This window comes from Pseudomonas baetica, assembly GCF_019733355.1.
Taxonomy (GTDB): domain Bacteria; phylum Pseudomonadota; class Gammaproteobacteria; order Pseudomonadales; family Pseudomonadaceae; genus Aquipseudomonas; species Aquipseudomonas baetica_A.
In genome coordinates this window covers 137941-154023 of the sequence record NZ_JAIHLQ010000013.1, presented here as the reverse complement: position 1 = coordinate 154023, position 16083 = coordinate 137941, and the positions used below count along the sequence as shown (strand labels likewise).

At 60.2% G+C, this 16083-nt stretch carries 13 protein-coding genes; 3 read left to right on the top strand and 10 right to left on the bottom strand.

Annotated elements, in window-relative coordinates:
• Window positions 1–87 precede the first annotated feature (87 nt).
• The 10 genes from K5E40_RS14165 to K5E40_RS14120 form a co-directional block, all read right to left on the bottom strand.
• Window positions 88–708, bottom strand: coding sequence for a TetR/AcrR family transcriptional regulator (locus K5E40_RS14165; RefSeq protein ID WP_221731319.1), 621 nt, complete (start codon window positions 706–708; stop codon window positions 88–90).
• A 30-nt stretch (window positions 709–738) separates the two neighbouring features.
• Complete coding sequence (gene phaC, locus K5E40_RS14160; RefSeq protein WP_221731318.1) at window positions 739–2421, bottom strand: class II poly(R)-hydroxyalkanoic acid synthase; 1683 nt, start codon at window positions 2419–2421, stop codon at window positions 739–741.
• Between the two features lie 138 nt (window positions 2422–2559).
• Window positions 2560–3414 (bottom strand): poly(3-hydroxyalkanoate) depolymerase, encoded by an 855-nt coding sequence (gene phaZ, locus K5E40_RS14155; protein WP_221731317.1) that lies wholly within the window; start codon window positions 3412–3414, stop codon window positions 2560–2562.
• Window positions 3415–3567: 153 nt separating this feature from the next.
• Window positions 3568–5247, bottom strand: a complete 1680-nt coding sequence (phaC, locus tag K5E40_RS14150) for a class II poly(R)-hydroxyalkanoic acid synthase (RefSeq protein WP_221731316.1) — start codon at window positions 5245–5247, stop codon at window positions 3568–3570.
• Window positions 5248–5505: 258 nt separating this feature from the next.
• Complete coding sequence (locus K5E40_RS14145) at window positions 5506–5883, bottom strand: gamma-butyrobetaine hydroxylase-like domain-containing protein (protein WP_221731315.1); 378 nt, start codon at window positions 5881–5883, stop codon at window positions 5506–5508.
• Between the two features lie 153 nt (window positions 5884–6036).
• Entirely contained in the window at window positions 6037–7374 is a 1338-nt protein-coding gene (hslU, locus tag K5E40_RS14140) for an ATP-dependent protease ATPase subunit HslU (protein ID WP_221731314.1), read from the bottom strand.
• A gap of 48 nt (window positions 7375–7422) precedes the next feature.
• Complete coding sequence (hslV, locus tag K5E40_RS14135; protein ID WP_003220875.1) at window positions 7423–7959, bottom strand: ATP-dependent protease subunit HslV; 537 nt, start codon at window positions 7957–7959, stop codon at window positions 7423–7425.
• A 232-nt stretch (window positions 7960–8191) separates the two neighbouring features.
• Complete coding sequence (locus K5E40_RS14130) at window positions 8192–8905, bottom strand: SPOR domain-containing protein (RefSeq protein ID WP_221731313.1); 714 nt, start codon at window positions 8903–8905, stop codon at window positions 8192–8194.
• Between the two features lies 1 nt (window position 8906).
• Window positions 8907–10643 carry an arginine--tRNA ligase gene (gene argS, locus K5E40_RS14125; protein WP_221731312.1) on the bottom strand — a complete coding sequence of 579 codons (1737 nt, stop codon included), beginning with the start codon at window positions 10641–10643 and terminating at the stop codon, window positions 8907–8909.
• Between the two features lie 239 nt (window positions 10644–10882).
• Window positions 10883–13102 (bottom strand): primosomal protein N', encoded by a 2220-nt coding sequence (locus K5E40_RS14120; RefSeq protein WP_221731311.1) that lies wholly within the window; start codon window positions 13100–13102, stop codon window positions 10883–10885.
• Window positions 13103–13387: 285 nt separating this feature from the next.
• Here K5E40_RS14120 and rpmE point away from each other — a divergent pair, with 285 nt between their 5' ends.
• From rpmE to K5E40_RS14105, 3 genes are all read left to right on the top strand, one after another.
• The gene (gene rpmE, locus K5E40_RS14115) at window positions 13388–13615 is read left to right on the top strand and encodes a 50S ribosomal protein L31 (protein ID WP_123530569.1); all 228 of its coding nucleotides are present in this window, start codon (window positions 13388–13390) and stop codon (window positions 13613–13615) included.
• 14 nt (window positions 13616–13629) lie between these two features.
• Entirely contained in the window at window positions 13630–14430 is an 801-nt protein-coding gene (locus K5E40_RS14110; protein ID WP_221731310.1) for a thermonuclease family protein, read from the top strand.
• 183 nt (window positions 14431–14613) lie between these two features.
• Window positions 14614–15882 (top strand): malic enzyme-like NAD(P)-binding protein, encoded by a 1269-nt coding sequence (locus K5E40_RS14105; protein ID WP_221731309.1) that lies wholly within the window; start codon window positions 14614–14616, stop codon window positions 15880–15882.
• Window positions 15883–16083 lie beyond the last annotated feature (201 nt).

The following is a 16083-nucleotide window of genomic DNA, read 5'->3' as shown; positions in this document are numbered from 1 at the left end:
GGCGGCATTCCTGTCACACAAGATGTAGCGGATGTACTGGCCTCTTCGCGAGCAAGTCCGCTCCCACAGGGTTCTTGGTGTTTGCGATCAATCGTGATCTTCCAGGTATTGCAGCGCCATCCGCTCCGTCGCCACCTTCACCGGCGGCAGCAAGTGCGGCGCCACCAGCATCATGATCTGGTAAACAACCAATCTGACCTCACCTTCGCGATCAAGAATTCGCTGATAGTCCAGTGAAAACAGCAGTGTCATGGTGATCTGCTCCACCAATTGCCCCAGCGCCTGCGTATCGCTGACCAACTGCCCTGCCGCCTTCAACCGCGCCAGCAACGATGCCAGTGTGCGTTTCAAGGCATTGAGCAAATGACGAATCCCCTTCGCCAGTTTCGGCAGGCGTCCGGCCAGGTTCGACAGGTCCTGAAACAGGAACCGATACTGCGCCAGTCGCTCAACGATCAGATGCAAGAACAGCCAGTAATCCTCCGGCGCCAACTCCACCTCCGGCGGCGGATCCAGCAGCGGCGCCAGTTCATTCTGGAAACGTTCGAACAGTCCGAGAATCAGTGGCTCCTTGCCGTGGAAGTGGTAGTAGAGGTTGCCGGGGCTGATCCCCATTTCATTGGCAACTTCCATGGTGGAAACGTTCGGCTCGCCCTTTTCGTTGAACAGTTGCAGAGCACATTCGAGAATCCGGTCGCGGGTTTTCATCCAGTCTTCTTAGAAAAAGTCGGTTAAGCGTCAGCGCACATGCACGTAAGTGCCGGGTGCTGCCTCCATCGGTGGATAGTTCGGGTTGCCGAGGGTCATCTGGGTTTCGTGCTGGGCGCCGGAGCGTTGCTGAATCCATTCCAGCCACTGGGGCCACCAACTGCCGTCGACGTGTTTGCCGTCGTAGTACCAGGCGCGCGGATCGCTGCTCATCTTGCCGTTATCGATGTAGGCGGCTTTCGGGTTGGTCGGTGGGTTGAGAATGCTCTGTACATGGCCGCTGTTGGACAGCACAAAACGTCGATCACCCCCCAACAGCAAGGTTGAGCGATACACCGCATCCCATGGGGTGATGTGGTCGTTCATGCCGGCGACGCTGAAACTGTCGACAGTGACTTTCTGCAGATCGATCGGCGTACCGCAGACCTCAAGACCACCGGGGTGGGTCAGCGGGTTGTGCTTGAAGAAGTCCAGCAGGTCGCCGTGAAACGCGGCGGGCAGGCGTGTGTTGTCGTTGTTCCAGTAAAGAATGTCGAAGGCTGGCGGCTCTTTGCCCAACAGGTAGTTGTTGACGAAGTAGCTCCAGATCAAATCGTTGGGGCGCATCCAGGCGAAAACCTTGGACATGTCGCGACCCTCCAGCACGCCCTTCTGATAGGAACGGCGTTTGGCGGCTTCAAGGGTTTGCTCGTCGGCAAATAGCGTGGCCGGGGTTTCGATCTGGCTGTCGAGCAGGCTGACCAGATAGGTCGCGCTGGAGACCCGCCGCAGTTGCCGTTTGGCTTGCAAATGCCCTTGCAGAGCGGCGATGGTCAGCCCGCCGGCGCAGGCGCCCATCAGATTGATCTCGCGGGCGCCGGTGATCGCCCGGCACACGTTCATCGCTTCTTCCACCGCTTCAACGTAAGTCGAAAGGCCCCATTCGCGGTGGCGCACATCGGGGTTGCGCCAACTGATCATGAAGGTTTGCAAGCCGTTTTTCAGGGCGTATTGGACGAAGCTGTTTTGCGGACTGAGGTCAAAAATGTAGTACTTGTTGATTTGCGGCGGTACTACCAGCAGTGGCTTGGCGTACTGTTTTTCGCTCATCGGTCGATACTGGATCAGCTCCAGCATCTCGTTGCGAAACACCACTGAACCGGTGGTGGTGGCGACGGTTTTGCCGACTTCGAATGCTTGCTTGGTGACCTGTCGAGGCAGGCCGTCGTTGTGCAGCAAATCATCAAACAGATGACTGAGGCCGCGCACCAGACTGTGGCCGCCGGAGTTGAACAACTCCTTGATCGCCAGCGGGTTGAGCAATGTATTGGACGGTGCTACTGCGTCGTTGAGCAGGGTGAAGGCAAACTGCGCGCGCGCGCGATCGTCCGGGCTCATGTTGCTCTCGTCGATCCAGCTTTTGACCTGTTTCTGCCAAGCCAGATACGCCTGCAGACTGCGCCGGTAAAACGGATTCAGGCTCCATGCCGGGTCGGCGAAGCGGCTGTCCTGTGGATTGGTCGGGTGCAGGGTTTCGCCCAGCAGCACGCGGCCCAATTGGCCGCCGAGTTTCAACGCGTGCTTCGCACTGTGGATCGGGTTGCGCAAGCCATGGGCGGCCACACTGCGCAGGGTCGAGATCAGGTCTCGGCCTCGCAGCCCGGCGATCGCACTTTGTGCATTGATGAACACGGCGGAGCTGGGTACAACGCCCTTTGCTGGTTTTTCGCGCATGTATCAACACTCCTTCGTCTTCAGGCCAAAAACAAACTCACCGAACCAGAACACCATAGTCGCTGTTGCGGGTTGCTGCCTGCGCGGCGTCCTGCCACGCACTGTGTATAAAGCACTGCATAAAGCCTGCCGCTGCGGTCAGCCGCCCAGCGGTGTCGGGTGCGGGTGCATCACCGCGCGCTGACGTTCCTCCTCGAGGAATTTCATGATGATCGGCGCCACGGCTTCGGCGCGGGTAATCAGGAACAGGTGACCGTCATCGATGATGTGCAACTGCGCGTTGGGAATGCGCCAGGCGAGCATGCGCATGTTGACCAACGGGATCAGTGGATCGTCATCGCCGGCCAGCACCAGCGTCGGCTGGTGGATCTTGTGCAGCCAGTGAATGCTGGTCCAGCCCAGACCGGCGAATAGTTGCCAGTAGTAACCGAGCTTGCCCGCCGAGCGCACTTTTGCTGCGTGGCTGGCGGCCAGGGTCGGGTCACGGCGGAACGAACCGCCGTAGATCAACGGTGCGATACGGATGACATGGGACGGCTGAATGTAGCGCCGGGGGCTGGCCATCATCCACAGCACTTTCGGTTTGCCCGGCACCATCACCGCACCGGCAGCGGTTGCCGCCAGCACCAGTTTCTTGCAGCGCTCGGGGTAGTCGTAGGCGAACTGCTGCGCGAGCGCGCCGCCCCACGACACACCGATCACGTTGACCTGACCATAGTCGAGATAATCGAGCATCCGTGACGTCAGCTTGGCCAGGCCGGGAAAGCGATACGGTCGGTTCGGCGTCGAGGAGCCACCGACACCGGGCACGTCGAAGGCGATCACTTCCAGATCCGGGTCCAGCGCCGCGACAAACGGAAACACCAGCTCCAGGTTGGCGCCGATGCCGTTGAAAATCAGCAAGGGCGTCAAGTGAGGCTTGCCGGGGCGCACCGCCGTGCGAATGGTCTGGCCATCCAGATCGACGGTACGGAATATGAACGGTTGCGGCATGCTTCAGGCCCTGTGGGTCGATCTCAATATCACCCTGAACCCTTGTGGGAGCGGGCTTGCCCGCGAAGGCGTCATGTCAGTCAATATCGATACTGGCTGAACGATCGCTTTCGCGAGCAGGCTCGCTCCCACATTGGGGATGAGGTGTGTCAGTTACCGCTCATGTACATAAGTGCCCGGCGATGCTTCGCCTGCCGGATGTGCCTTGTTGCCCAGTTTCAGTGGAGCCTTTTTCAGATTGCCCGAGCGCTCGGCCTGCCACGCCTGCCAGTACAGCCACCAGGAATCAGTGTGCTTGGTCGAGTTCTCTTGCCAGTCATCGGCGTTGGCGGCCATCCCTTCGCTGGTCATGTAGCGCGATTTCGGATTACCCGGCGGGTTCAGAATGCTCTGGATGTGGCCGCTGCTCGACAATACGAATTCAACCTTGCCACCAAACAACTGCGCCGACTTGTAGCAGGACTTCCACGGGGTAATGTGGTCGTTGGTGCCGGCCAGCGAAAAGATATCGGCGGTGACTTGCTTGAGGTCGATCGGCGTGCCGCACACTTCCAGTGCATTGGGGCGGATCAGTGGATTGTTTTTGAACATCTCGATCAGGTCGCCGTGGAACGCGGCCGGCAACCTTGTGGTGTCGTTGTTCCAGAACAGAATGTCGAACACCGGCGGCTCATTGCCAAGCAGGTAGTTGTTGACCCAGTAGTTCCAGATCAAGTCGTTGGGACGCATCCACGCGAAAACCTTGGCCATGTCTTTGCCTTCGAGCACGCCGGCCTGATACGAGTGACGCTTGGCGGTCTCCAGGGTCTGCTCGTCGACGAACAGGGCAACGTCGCTGTCCAGGGTGGTATCGAGCACGCTGACCAGCAGTGTCAGGGCGTTGACCTTGTTCTGGCCAAGGGCTGCGTAGTGGCCGAGCAGGGCGGTGCAGGTGATGCCACCGGAGCAGGCGCCGAGCATGTTGATGTCTTTGCTGCCGGTGATCGCGGTCACCACATCGACCGCTTCTTTCAGCGCATCGATGTAGGTCGACAGACCCCACTCGCGCTGGGCCTTGGTCGGGTTGCGCCAGCTGACGATGAACGTCTGCACGTTATTGCGCAGGCAAAAACGCGCCAGGCTCTTGTCCGGGCTCAGATCGAATACGTAGAACTTGTTGATTTGCGGCGGCACGACGAGCAACGGACGCTCGTGGACTTGCTCGGTGATCGGCTTGTACTGGATCAGTTCCAGCACGTCGTTGCGAAACACCACCGCGCCTTCGGTCACGCCCAGGCTCTTGCCGACCTCGAATGCGCCCATGTTGACCTGGCTCGGCATACCGCCGTTGTGCACCAGATCCTTGGCCAGATGCGAGAGGCCGTCGAGCAGGCTTTTGCCGCCGGTCTCGAAGAAGCGTTTGACCGCCGCCGGGTTGGCTGCCGTGTTGGTCGGGGCCATGGCTTCGGTCATCAGATTGATCACGAAATGGCCGCGAGCGATGTCTTTGGGTGACAGGCTGCTGTCGTCGATCCAGGCGTGGAGTTCCTTGCGCCACGCCAGGTAAGTTTGCAGATAACGTTTGTAGAGCGGGTTCTGGCTCCACGCAGGATCGGCGAAACGACGGTCATCGCCTGCCGGTTGCAGTTCGGATTTGCCGAACAACACGTTCTTCAGTTCGAGACCGAAATGGGTGACGTGCTTGACGCTATGGATCGGTTGTCTGATGGCCTGTTTCAGCACCATACGAGCAGAGGCCAGCAGATCCTTTCCGCGCAGCCCAACGACGGGGTTAAGCCCCAGAGTGTTTTCCGAGGCTTGATACTTCAGGTCATCGTTATTCTTGTTACTCATCTACGACGCTCCATTGTCCTGAGACGAGTACCCGGTTTTCTGCTGTGCAGTTCCACAGCCAATGCCAGGTACTACTGCTCGGGTGACCGTTAATTCTGCATAGCTGCTTTACAGTCGTAGAGCACTGCAGGGAACTTGCCAGCTCCATTGGTTACCCGAGTTTAATTTTTTTCGCAAGCGGGCCGATCCTCGACGCCGCAGCAGAGCATTCAAACAGATGAATTTAGAAAATGCCCTCTAAAGAGCAAGACGCTGGGACTAGAGCATCAGCTTGACGATCGACTGATCCGGATCGCGGGTTTTTCCGGCCGCTTTGAGCTCAGCCAGATAATCGGCCCAGAGTGCGTCATGACGTCGCCCCAGCTCATAGAGATATTCCCAAGTGAACAAGCCGCTGTCGTGGCCGTCGTCGAAGGTCAGTTTCAGTGCGTAGTGACCGGCCGGTTCCAGCTTGCTCAAGCCAACGTTGAGCTTGCCGAATTGCAGGATGGGTTTGCCATGGCCCTGGACCTCGGCGGAGGGGGAATGCACACGCAGGAATTCGGCGGGCAGGGTGAATTCCTCGCCGGACGCGTAGGTGAGCGTCAGGGTTTTCGAGGCTTTGTGCAGTTTGATGTCGGTGGGAATTGAGGTCATGGTCTGGCGTCCGTTGTGTGGGCGACCCTGATTCAAATGTGGGAGCGGGCTTGCTCGCGAAAGCGGTGTGTCAGCCAATATTGATGTCGACTGCCACGGCCTCTTCTCGAGCAAGCCCGCTCCCACAGGGTCCGCTACCGCTGTAAGTATGGCTTACAGGATATAACGGGACAGGTCTTCGTTCTGCGCCAATTCGCCGAGGTGGCTGTTGACGTACGCCGCGTCGATCAGGATCGGCTTTTCATCATGGGTGCTGGCCATATCGCCGGCACTGAACGACACCTCTTCGAGCAGACGCTCAAGCAGCGTGTGCAGACGACGGGCACCGATGTTTTCGGTCTTCTCGTTGACCTGCCAGGCGATCTCGGCGATGCGCTTGATGCCTTCGGGCTGGAACTCGATGTTCAGGCCTTCGGTTTTCAGCAGCGCGCAGTATTGCTCGGTGAGCGAGGCATGCGGTTCGCTGAGGATGCGCTCGAAATCTTCCGGGCTCAGGGCCTTGAGTTCGACGCGGATCGGCAGACGACCTTGCAGCTCGGGCACCAGATCGCTCGGTTTGCTCAGGTGGAATGCGCCGGAGGCGATGAACAGGATGTGATCGGTCTTGACCATGCCCAGCTTGGTGTTGACGGTGCAGCCTTCGATCAGCGGCAGCAGGTCGCGCTGCACACCTTCACGGGAGACATCGGCGCCGCCGACATTGCCGCGCTTGGCCACCTTATCGATCTCGTCGATGAACACGATGCCGTGCTGCTCAACGGCTTCCAGAGCCTTGGCCTTCAACTCTTCTTCGTTGACCAGGCGCCCGGCTTCTTCGTCGCGTACCAGTTTCAGCGCTTCTTTGACCTTGAGCTTGCGGGACTTCTTCTTGCCCTTGCCCATGTTGGCGAACAGGGACTGCAACTGGTTGGTCATTTCTTCCATGCCTGGCGGCGTGGCGATCTCGATGCCGGCCACTTCGGCGACTTCGATTTCGATTTCCTTGTCATCCAGTTGGCCTTCGCGCAGACGCTTGCGGAACAGCTGACGGGTGTTGGAATCGGAGCTAGGCGCTTCTTCGTTGCTGAAGCCCATGCGCGCCGGTGGCAACAAGGCATCGAGGATGCGGTCCTCGGCGGCGTCTTCAGCGCGGTGGCGCACGCGGGTCATTTCCTGCTCGCGCAGCATCTTGATCGCCGCGTCAGCCAGGTCGCGGATGATCGATTCGACGTCGCGGCCGACATAGCCAACTTCGGTGAACTTGGTCGCTTCGACCTTGATGAACGGCGCGTTGGCCAGTTTCGCCAAGCGACGGGCGATCTCGGTTTTACCGACGCCGGTCGGGCCGATCATCAGGATGTTCTTCGGTGTCACTTCAACACGCAGCTCTTCAGGCAACTGCATCCGACGCCAGCGGTTGCGCAGGGCAATCGCGACGGCGCGCTTGGCATCGTCCTGGCCGATGATGTGGCGGTTGAGTTCGTGGACGATTTCGCGGGGAGTCATGGACATAATAATTGGCGGTCCTCAAGCAAAAAAAGCCGTGGCACAGGGGCCGTATCAGGCTTCTTCAGCGAGATCCTGCTCCTCAATGGTCTGAGTGTGGTTGGTGAATACACAGATGTCGGCGGCGATACCCAAAGCGGTTTCGACGATTTCACGGGCCGACAGGTCGGTCTTTTTCAGCAGCGCGCTGGCCGCAGCCTGGGCGTAACCGCCACCGGAACCCATGGCGATGAGGCCATTTTCAGGTTCGACCACGTCACCGTTACCGGTGATGATCAACGAGGCATCCTTGTTGGCGACCGCGAGCATGGCTTCGAGGCGGCTGAGGGAGCGGTCGGTGCGCCATTCTTTGGCAAGTTCGACGGCGGCGCGGATCAGGTGGCCCTGATGTTTCTCAAGCTGGCCTTCGAAACGTTCAAAGAGGGTAAAGGCGTCAGCGGTGGCACCGGCAAAACCGGCGATGACCTGGCCGTGGTACAGGCGACGAACTTTCTTGGCGTTGCCTTTCATCACGGTGTTGCCGAGAGAAACCTGGCCGTCGCCGCCCATGACGACTTTGCCGTGGCGGCGGACTGAAACGATGGTGGTCAAGGGAAGAGTCTCCACACTGCGGGGCGAAAATGCCTTATGCCCATTCATATGGGGGTGGTGAAGCGGATTTCAACCGGGGAGGGCGCAGGGGGACGAACGGCGAGGGCGTATCAGGATTATGGGGTGTCAGCCATGACACCTTCGCGAGCAAGCCCGCTCCCACAGGGTTAGCGCAGATCCTGTGGAAGCGGGCTTGCTCGCGAAGAGTGATGACGCGGTACCGCTGATGGGATCAGCGGTTCTGGCGTTGTTGTAACAACAGGTTGCTAAAGCCAGCGCCGGCCAGTTGCTTCTGGGCCGTGGTCAGTTGTTCGCGGTTGCTGAACGGACCGACCAATACGCGATACCAGGTTTCATCCTTCACGGTGCCGGACTCAACGGCCACCGACTGACCCAGCAGGATGATTTGCGCGCGCACCTTGTCCGCATCGGTTTCCTTGCGGAACGAACCGGCCTGCAGGAAGAACTTGGTCACCGGCGCCGCTTTGCTCACGGGGGGGGCTGGCGGCGGGGTAATCCCGGCCAGCGCTGCCTGAGCTCGTGCTGTGTCGATCTTCGCCGCTTCGGCAGGTGTTACCGGCGTCGTCGGGATGGTCGGCACTTGTGGCGTCGGCAGGGTTTTCTCCGGCACGGCGTCGGGCGGTACGATCACTTCCGATTCCGGCAGCAGGGTGTAGAAGTCGTACTTCGGCTTCACGGGCTGCGTCGGGCTCGGCGGGGTCTTGTTGGCCTCGGCGATTTTCGACGCTCTCTGCTGCTGTTGTTCGACCTTCTCACGCTTGACCGTGTCGCTGCCCTTGCCCGGTTCAAGTTTCATCAGGAACACGATGAACGCACCGACCGTCAGGCCGATGGCCATCCACAGCCAGCCCGGAATCGGTTGCTTCGCAGGGGCTTGGTAACGGCTGGCGCCACGCTTGGGTGCAGGTTTTTTCTTGGCAGCCAACTTACATACGCTCCAGAGTTTCCAGACCCAACAGCTCCAGGCCTTGCTTGAGGGTGCGGCCCGTCAGCGCGGCCAGACGCAGACGGCTCTGCATCTGTGCTGGCGTCTCGGCAGCGAGGATCGGGCAGTTCTCGTAGAAGCTGGAGAACAGGCCGGCAACGTCGTACAGGTAGGTGCAGAGAATGTGCGGCGTGCCTTTGTCGGACACGTTGTTCAGCACTTCGCCGAACTGCGCCAGCTTCGCCGCCAGCTCTTGCTCGTGCGCCGCTTCCAGAACGATCTGACCGTCGACTTCGCTGAAGTCCTTGCCCAGTTTGCGGAACACGCCGGCCACGCGGGTGTAGGCGTACAGCAGGTATGGCGCGGTGTTGCCTTCGAAATTGAGCATCAAGTCGAAGTTGAAGCTGTAGTCGCTGGTGCGGTGCTTCGACAGGTCGGCGTATTTCACCGCGCCGATGCCGACCACTTTGGCGATGTTGCGCAACTCGTCTTCGGCCAGCGTCGGGTTCTTCTCTTTGACCAGGCTGTAGGCGCGTTCCTGGGCTTCGGTCAGCAGATCGATCAGCTTCACGGTGCCGCCGTCACGGGTCTTGAACGGACGGCCATCGGCGCCGTTCATGGTGCCGAAGCCCATGTGTTCCATCTCCATCGGATGGGTCACGAAACCGGCCTTGCGCGCCACGGCAAACACTTGCTGGAAGTGCAGGGCCTGACGCTGGTCGACGAAGTACAGCGCGCGATCAGCCTTCAATTTGCCACTGCGGTAGCGCACGGCCGCCAGGTCAGTGGTGGCGTACAGGTAACCGCCGTCGGCCTTGACGATGATCACCGGCAGCGGCTCGCCGTCGGCGTTCTTGAATTCGTCGAGGAACACGCACTGAGCGCCGTTACTCTCGACCAGCATGCCGGCGGCTTTCAGGTCGTTGACCACGTTGATCAGGTCGTCGTTGTAGGCGCTTTCGCCCATCACGTCGGCCATGGTCAGTTTGACGTTGAGCAGTTCGTAGATCTTCTGGCAGTGCGACAGCGAGATGTCCTTGAACTTGGTCCACAGCGCCAGGCACTCGGCATCGCCGGCCTGCAACTTGACCACTAGGCCACGGGCGCGGTCGGCGAACGCTTCGGATTCATCGAAACGCTGCTTGGCGGCGCGGTAGAAGTTTTCCAGATCCGACAGCTCATCGCTGGTGATCGGGTTTTCTTGCAAGTAAGCCATCAGCATGCCGAACTGGGTGCCCCAGTCGCCTACGTGGTTCTGACGGATCACGTCGTCGCCAAGGAACTCAAGAACACGGGCCACACCGTCGCCGATGATGGTCGAGCGCAAGTGGCCGACGTGCATTTCCTTGGCGAGGTTGGGTGCCGACAGGTCGACCACGGTGCGCTGCGCAGTGCCGGCCTTGCGCACGCCAACATGGGCGTCAGCCAGCGCGGCGTCGAGGCGGTTGGCCAGGGCCTGAGTGTTCTGGAAGAAGTTGATGAAGCCGGGGCCGGCGATTTCCGCTTTGGTGACGTTCTCGTCGGCCGGCAGCGCGGCGATGATTTTTTCCGCCAGGTCGCGTGGCTTCATGCCCGCTGGCTTGGCCAGCATCATGGCGATGTTGCTGGCGAAGTCGCCGTGGGTCTTGTCGCGGGCGTTCTCCACCTGAATCGCCGGCGTCAGGCCTTCAGGCAACACACCTTCGTTGACGAGTTGGGTGAGGGCTTGTTGGATCAGCTGGCGGATGGTGTCTTTCATGGTCTTCTCTTTCGACCGCAAGCGCGGCGGCGCATCGATGCGCGGGTGGAAAAACTGGGCATTATCCGTTGCGAAGACGGGCTTGCCAACCTTAGCAGGCAGCTTATGGATATGTGGTGACAATTCGGGCCTTTTCGCGAGCAAGCCCGCTCCCGCAAGGGATCGGTGCCAGACACATAATGTATGAACGCCGCAGATCCAATGTGGGAGCGAGCCTGCTCGCGAAGGCGATCTTCAGGTCAATACAGATCCACGGGATCGACATCCAGCGACCAGCGCACCGCCCGCCCACTCGGCATCTGCTCCAGCACCAGCAACCAACTGGCGAGCAACCGATGCAGTGGCCCCCTCGCTGTCGCCTGTAAAAGTAGTTGCGCACGGTAGCGCCCCGCCCGCCGTTCCATCGGTGCCGGCACCGGCCCGAGCAATTCGATCCCGCTCAGATTCTGCTCAGCCAACAAACGTTCGGCCTCGCTGCATGCCTCATCGAGAAAGCCTTCGGCCTGCCCCGGCTTATGCGCTTCGGCGCGCAACAGCGCCAAATGCGCAAACGGCGGTAAGCCGGCGGCGCGGCGCTCGCTCAACGCCTGTTCGGCGAAAGCGAAGTAACCCTGCTCGGTCAGTTGCACTAATAAAGGATGGTCGGCCAAGTGCGTCTGGATGATCACTTTGCCTGGCTCTTCCGCTCGTCCGGCACGCCCGGCAACCTGAACGATCAACTGCGCCATTCGCTCGCTGGCGCGGAAGTCGCCGGAGAACAGCCCGCCGTCGGCATCGAGGATCGACACCAGCGTTACTCGCGGAAAGTGGTGCCCCTTGGCCAGCATCTGCGTGCCGACCAGAATGCACGGCTGGCCCTTCTGAATCGTCGCAAATAACTGATTCATCGCGTCCTTGCGCGAAGTGCTGTCGCGGTCAACGCGCAGCACCGGGTAATCGGGGAACAGAATCGCCAGCCGTTCTTCAGCACGCTCGGTACCGGCACCTACGGGGCGCAGATCAACCTTGTTGCACTTGGGGCACTGGCGCGGCACGCGTTCGACGTAACCGCAATGGTGGCAGCGCAGTTCGCCGTGACGCTGGTGCACGGTCATCCGCGCGTCGCACCGAGAACATTCGGACATCCAGCCGCAATCGTGACAGAGCAGCGTCGGCGCAAAACCTCGACGGTTGAGGAACACCAATACCTGCTGGCCATTGGCGAGCGTCTGGCCGATAGCTTGCTGCATCGGGCCGGAAATGCCGCTGTCCAGCGGACGACTTTTTACATCCAGGCGCAGGAAGCGTGGCTGCTTGGCACCGCCGGCGCGCTCATTCAGTCGTAGGAGGCCGTACCGACCGGTGTAGGCGTTGTGCAGACTTTCCAGCGAAGGCGTGGCCGAACCCAGGACGATCGGAATGTTTTCCTGTCGCGCGCGCACCAGCGCCAGGTCGCGGGCGTGATAGCGCAGGCCTTCCTGCTGTTTATAAGAACCGTCATGCTCCTCGTCGATGATGATCAGGCCCGGGTTTTTCATCGGGGTGAACAGCGCCGAACGGGTGCCGATAATAATGTCGGCCTCGCCATCGCGGGCGGCAAGCCAGGCGTCGAGGCGCTCGCGATCATTGACCGCCGAATGCAGCAGGGCGATGCGCGCATTGAAGCGCTGCTCGAACCGCGCCAGGGTTTGCGGGCCGAGGTTGATCTCCGGGATCAGCACCAGCGCCTGCTTGCCAGCTTCGAGGGTTTCGCGGATCAGTTGCAAATAGACTTCGGTCTTGCCGCTGCCGGTGACACCGGCCAGCAGAAACGCGTGATAACTGTCAAAACCTGCGCGAATCGCTTCATACGCGGCGCGTTGCTCAGTGTTGAGCGGTAATTCCGGCTGCGCGAGCCAGTGCTCGTGGCGTGCACCGGGTGCATGCCGGCGGATTTCGACTTGCACCAGATTCTTGTCCAGCAACAAATCGAGGCTGTCCTTGCTCAGCATCAGCTTGCTCAGCAACTGATGGGAAACGCCGTGCGGGTGTTGGGCCAGGGTGGCCAGTGCCTCACGTTGGCGCGGGGCGCGTGCGACACGCGGATCATCGAGGCTGGCGCCGGGGGTGATCGACCAGAAGCGTTCCTGTCGGGCTTCGGCCAGTTCGCCCTGACGCAACAGCACCGGCAACGCCCAGCTCAGAGTGTCGCCAAGGCTGTGCTGATAATACTGCGACGTCCACAGGCACAGCTTGAACAGCGCCGGTGGCAGTGGCGGCGTGGTATCGAGCAGGGCCAATGCCGGTTTGAGTTTTTCCACCGGTACTTCGCTGGTGTCAGTGACCTCGACCAGAATCCCGATCATCTCCCGCCGGCCGAACGGCACCCGCAGACGCATGCCCGGTTGTAACTGGGCGCGCAGCACGCCGGCCGGGGCTCGATAGTCGAACAGGCGGCGCAAGGGCGAAGGCAGGGCGAGGCGCAGAATGGCGTCGGGCACGCGGGGGGTCTCTATCAGCACAAAAGAAGGGCGAGCGCAGATCAATTGTGGGAGCGGGCTTGCTCGCGAAGGCGGTGTGTCAGGCGCCGTAATATTGGGTGAGACGCCGTCTTCGCGAGCAAGCCCGCTCCCGCAGGAGAATGTGTTCGAGGCCGGGAGCCTAGCAGACGGTCGGTCTAAGGGACAGCTTGCACGATTGACATTGTCTGTTAGAATCCGCGGCCTAATTACGTGCGGTATTCAACAATAGTGTTGGATGGCGGCACGCTAGCTGAGGAAGACACCATGAAAGCTGATATCCACCCGAACTACCCAGAAATCGCTGTTACCTGCAGCTGCGGCAACAAATTCGAAACTCGTTCGACCTTCGGCAAGGCCCTGTCGATCGACGTTTGCAACGAATGCCACCCGTTCTACACCGGTAAGCAAAAGACTCTGGACACTGGCGGCCGCGTTCAGCGCTTCGCCGACCGTTTCGGTGCTTTCGGCAAGAAACCTGCTGCTGCAGAGTAAGGTTGAAGAGCCCGGTGGGCTGTTCCTCACTGCTGAAAAAGGCGTCCCTCGCGGGCGCCTTTTTTGTGTCCGCGATTTGGCTGTCCGCAGCGCAAGCCTTCTGTCCTGCGCCCTCGGGGCTGACTACCGTGGCAGTGCAGCGCGTGGTCGATGGCGATACCGTGCGCCTGAGCGACGGGCGCAGCGTACGCATGATTGGTCTCAACACGCCTGAACTGGGTAGGCAGGGTCGCAGCGACGAACCGTTAGCCGTGGCGGCACGCAAGCGCCTCGAAGCGTTGGTGGCTGGCAGTGGCGGACGTGTCGGTTTGCTCCCCGGCAAGCAAGCGAAAGACCATTACGGTCGTACGCTCGCTCACCTCTATAGTGTCAGCGGCGCCAATCTTGAAGCGCAAATGCTCGCCGACGGCCTCGGTTTTCAGGTCGCCGTGGCACCGAATGTCGATCTGGTGGCCTGTCAGCAAGCCGCCGAGCGCAGCGCGCGACAGGCTGGGCGAGGCCTCTGGCGGCAATCACCTGTACTGAAAGCGGAGCAGATCCAGCGCTCGGGTTTCACGGTGGTCAGTGGTCGTGTGAGCAAGGTGCAACGCAATCGAGGCGGAATCTGGATCGAGTTGCAGGGCGCAGTTGTATTGCGCGTTGCACCCAATCTGGTCGGACAATTTGACAACGCTCGCCTGCAAGCGCTGAAGGGCAAGCAGATCGAAGCTCGTGGCTGGATGGTTGATCGTTCGCGTCGCGGTGGGTTGCAACCGGGTCAGCCGCGTTGGCTACTGCCACTGACCGATCCGTCGATGTTGCAACGCGTTCGCTGAGTAAAGTTGTAGACATTTTTTCTGCTGATTGTGAACAGTCAAGCCCTTGCCCGCCGTGGCTCTTGGCCCAAAGTCGTAGTGCCGGGCGCTTGACAGGGGTGACTGCTCAGTCTTGTGGGGACTTTGCGAGGCGCGTATCCTCGCTGACCAGTCTGTCCAACAGTAAAAAAGCGGAATGCCAAAATGTCTGATCTGAAAACTGCCGCTCTCGAATATCATGCCAATCCTCGTCCGGGGAAGCTGAGTGTCGAGCTCACCAAGGCCACTGCTACCGCCCGCGACCTGTCGCTGGCCTACAGCCCCGGCGTAGCTGAACCAGTGCGTGAGATCGCTCGCGATCCTGAACTGGCCTACAAGTACACCGGCAAGGGCAACCTGGTTGCAGTCATTTCCGATGGCACCGCGATTCTCGGCCTGGGCAACCTCGGCCCATTGGCTTCCAAGCCTGTAATGGAAGGTAAAGGCGTACTGTTCAAGCGCTTCGCTGGCATCGACGTTTTCGACATCGAAGTCGACTCCGAAAGCCCGCAAGCCTTCATCGACACCGTCAAGCGCATCTCCATCACCTTCGGTGGCATCAACCTGGAAGACATCAAGGCACCCGAGTGCTTTGAGATCGAACGCGCTCTGATCGAGCAGTGCGACATTCCGGTGTTCCACGATGACCAGCACGGCACTGCAATCGTGACCGCTGCAGGCATGATCAACGCCCTGGAAATCGCTGGCAAAACCCTGGCTGACGCCAAGATCGTCTGCCTGGGCGCTGGTGCTGCTGCCATCTCCTGCATGAAGTTGCTGGTGAGCATGGGCGCAAGCATCGAAAACATCTTCATGGTTGACCGTACTGGCGTGATTCACTCCGGCCGTGACGACCTGAACCAGTACAAAGCCGTGTTCGCCCACGCCACCGAGAAGCGCACCCTGGCTGACGCTCTGAAAGGCGCTGATGTGTTCGTTGGTCTGTCCGGCCCGAACCTGCTGAGCGCTGAAGGCCTGCTGTCGATGGCGGCCAACCCGATCGTGTTCGCGTGCTCGAACCCGGATCCGGAAATCTCCCCGGAACTGGCTCACGCCACCCGTAACGACGTGATCATGGCCACCGGCCGTTCGGACTACCCGAACCAGGTCAACAACGTACTGGGCTTCCCGTTCATCTTCCGTGGTGCCCTGGACGTTCGCGCCAAGCGCATCAACGAAGAAATGAAAGTGGCTGCTGCCAACGCCCTGCGTGAACTGGCCAAACTGCCAGTCCCTCAAGACGTGTGCGATGCCTACGGTGGTGCCCCGCTGACATTCGGTCGTGAGTACATCATTCCGAAGCCAATGGACCAGCGCCTGATCACCCTGATCTCCGATGCCGTGGCCAAAGCTGCCATCGAGACCGGTGTGGCAACCCTGCCGTATCCGAAGAACTACCCGCTGAAAAGCGTCGATGACGTGTTCAACGGCTAAGTCGTTGTAGCGCTTCAACCAAAAGCCCCGGCTCGTGAGAGTCGGGGCTTTTTTATGTCTGGCGGTTTTGTGATGTGGCTCAGTGCCTCTTCGCGAGCAGGCTCGTTCCCACCTTGAAATGCATTCCCCTGTGGGAGCGAGCCTGCTCGCGAAGGCGTCAGCGCAGCCAATATCTCAGATGGCAGGCAATAAAAAGCCCCG

Coding starts and splice junctions, on each gene's coding strand:
- K5E40_RS14165 (WP_221731319.1), bottom strand. CDS start 708: ATGAAAACCCGCGACCGGATTCTCGAATGTGCTCTGCAACTGTTCAAC.
- phaC (WP_221731318.1), bottom strand. CDS start 2,421: ATGCGCGAAAAACCAGCAAAGGGCGTTGTACCCAGCTCCGCCGTGTTC.
- phaZ (WP_221731317.1), bottom strand. CDS start 3,414: ATGCCGCAACCGTTCATATTCCGTACCGTCGATCTGGATGGCCAGACC.
- phaC (WP_221731316.1), bottom strand. CDS start 5,247: ATGAGTAACAAGAATAACGATGACCTGAAGTATCAAGCCTCGGAAAAC.
- K5E40_RS14145 (WP_221731315.1), bottom strand. CDS start 5,883: ATGACCTCAATTCCCACCGACATCAAACTGCACAAAGCCTCGAAAACC.
- hslU (WP_221731314.1), bottom strand. CDS start 7,374: ATGTCCATGACTCCCCGCGAAATCGTCCACGAACTCAACCGCCACATC.
- argS (WP_221731312.1), bottom strand. CDS start 10,643: ATGAAAGACACCATCCGCCAGCTGATCCAACAAGCCCTCACCCAACTC.
- rpmE (WP_123530569.1), top strand. CDS start 13,388: ATGAAAGCTGATATCCACCCGAACTACCCAGAAATCGCTGTTACCTGC.
- K5E40_RS14105 (WP_221731309.1), top strand. CDS start 14,614: ATGTCTGATCTGAAAACTGCCGCTCTCGAATATCATGCCAATCCTCGT.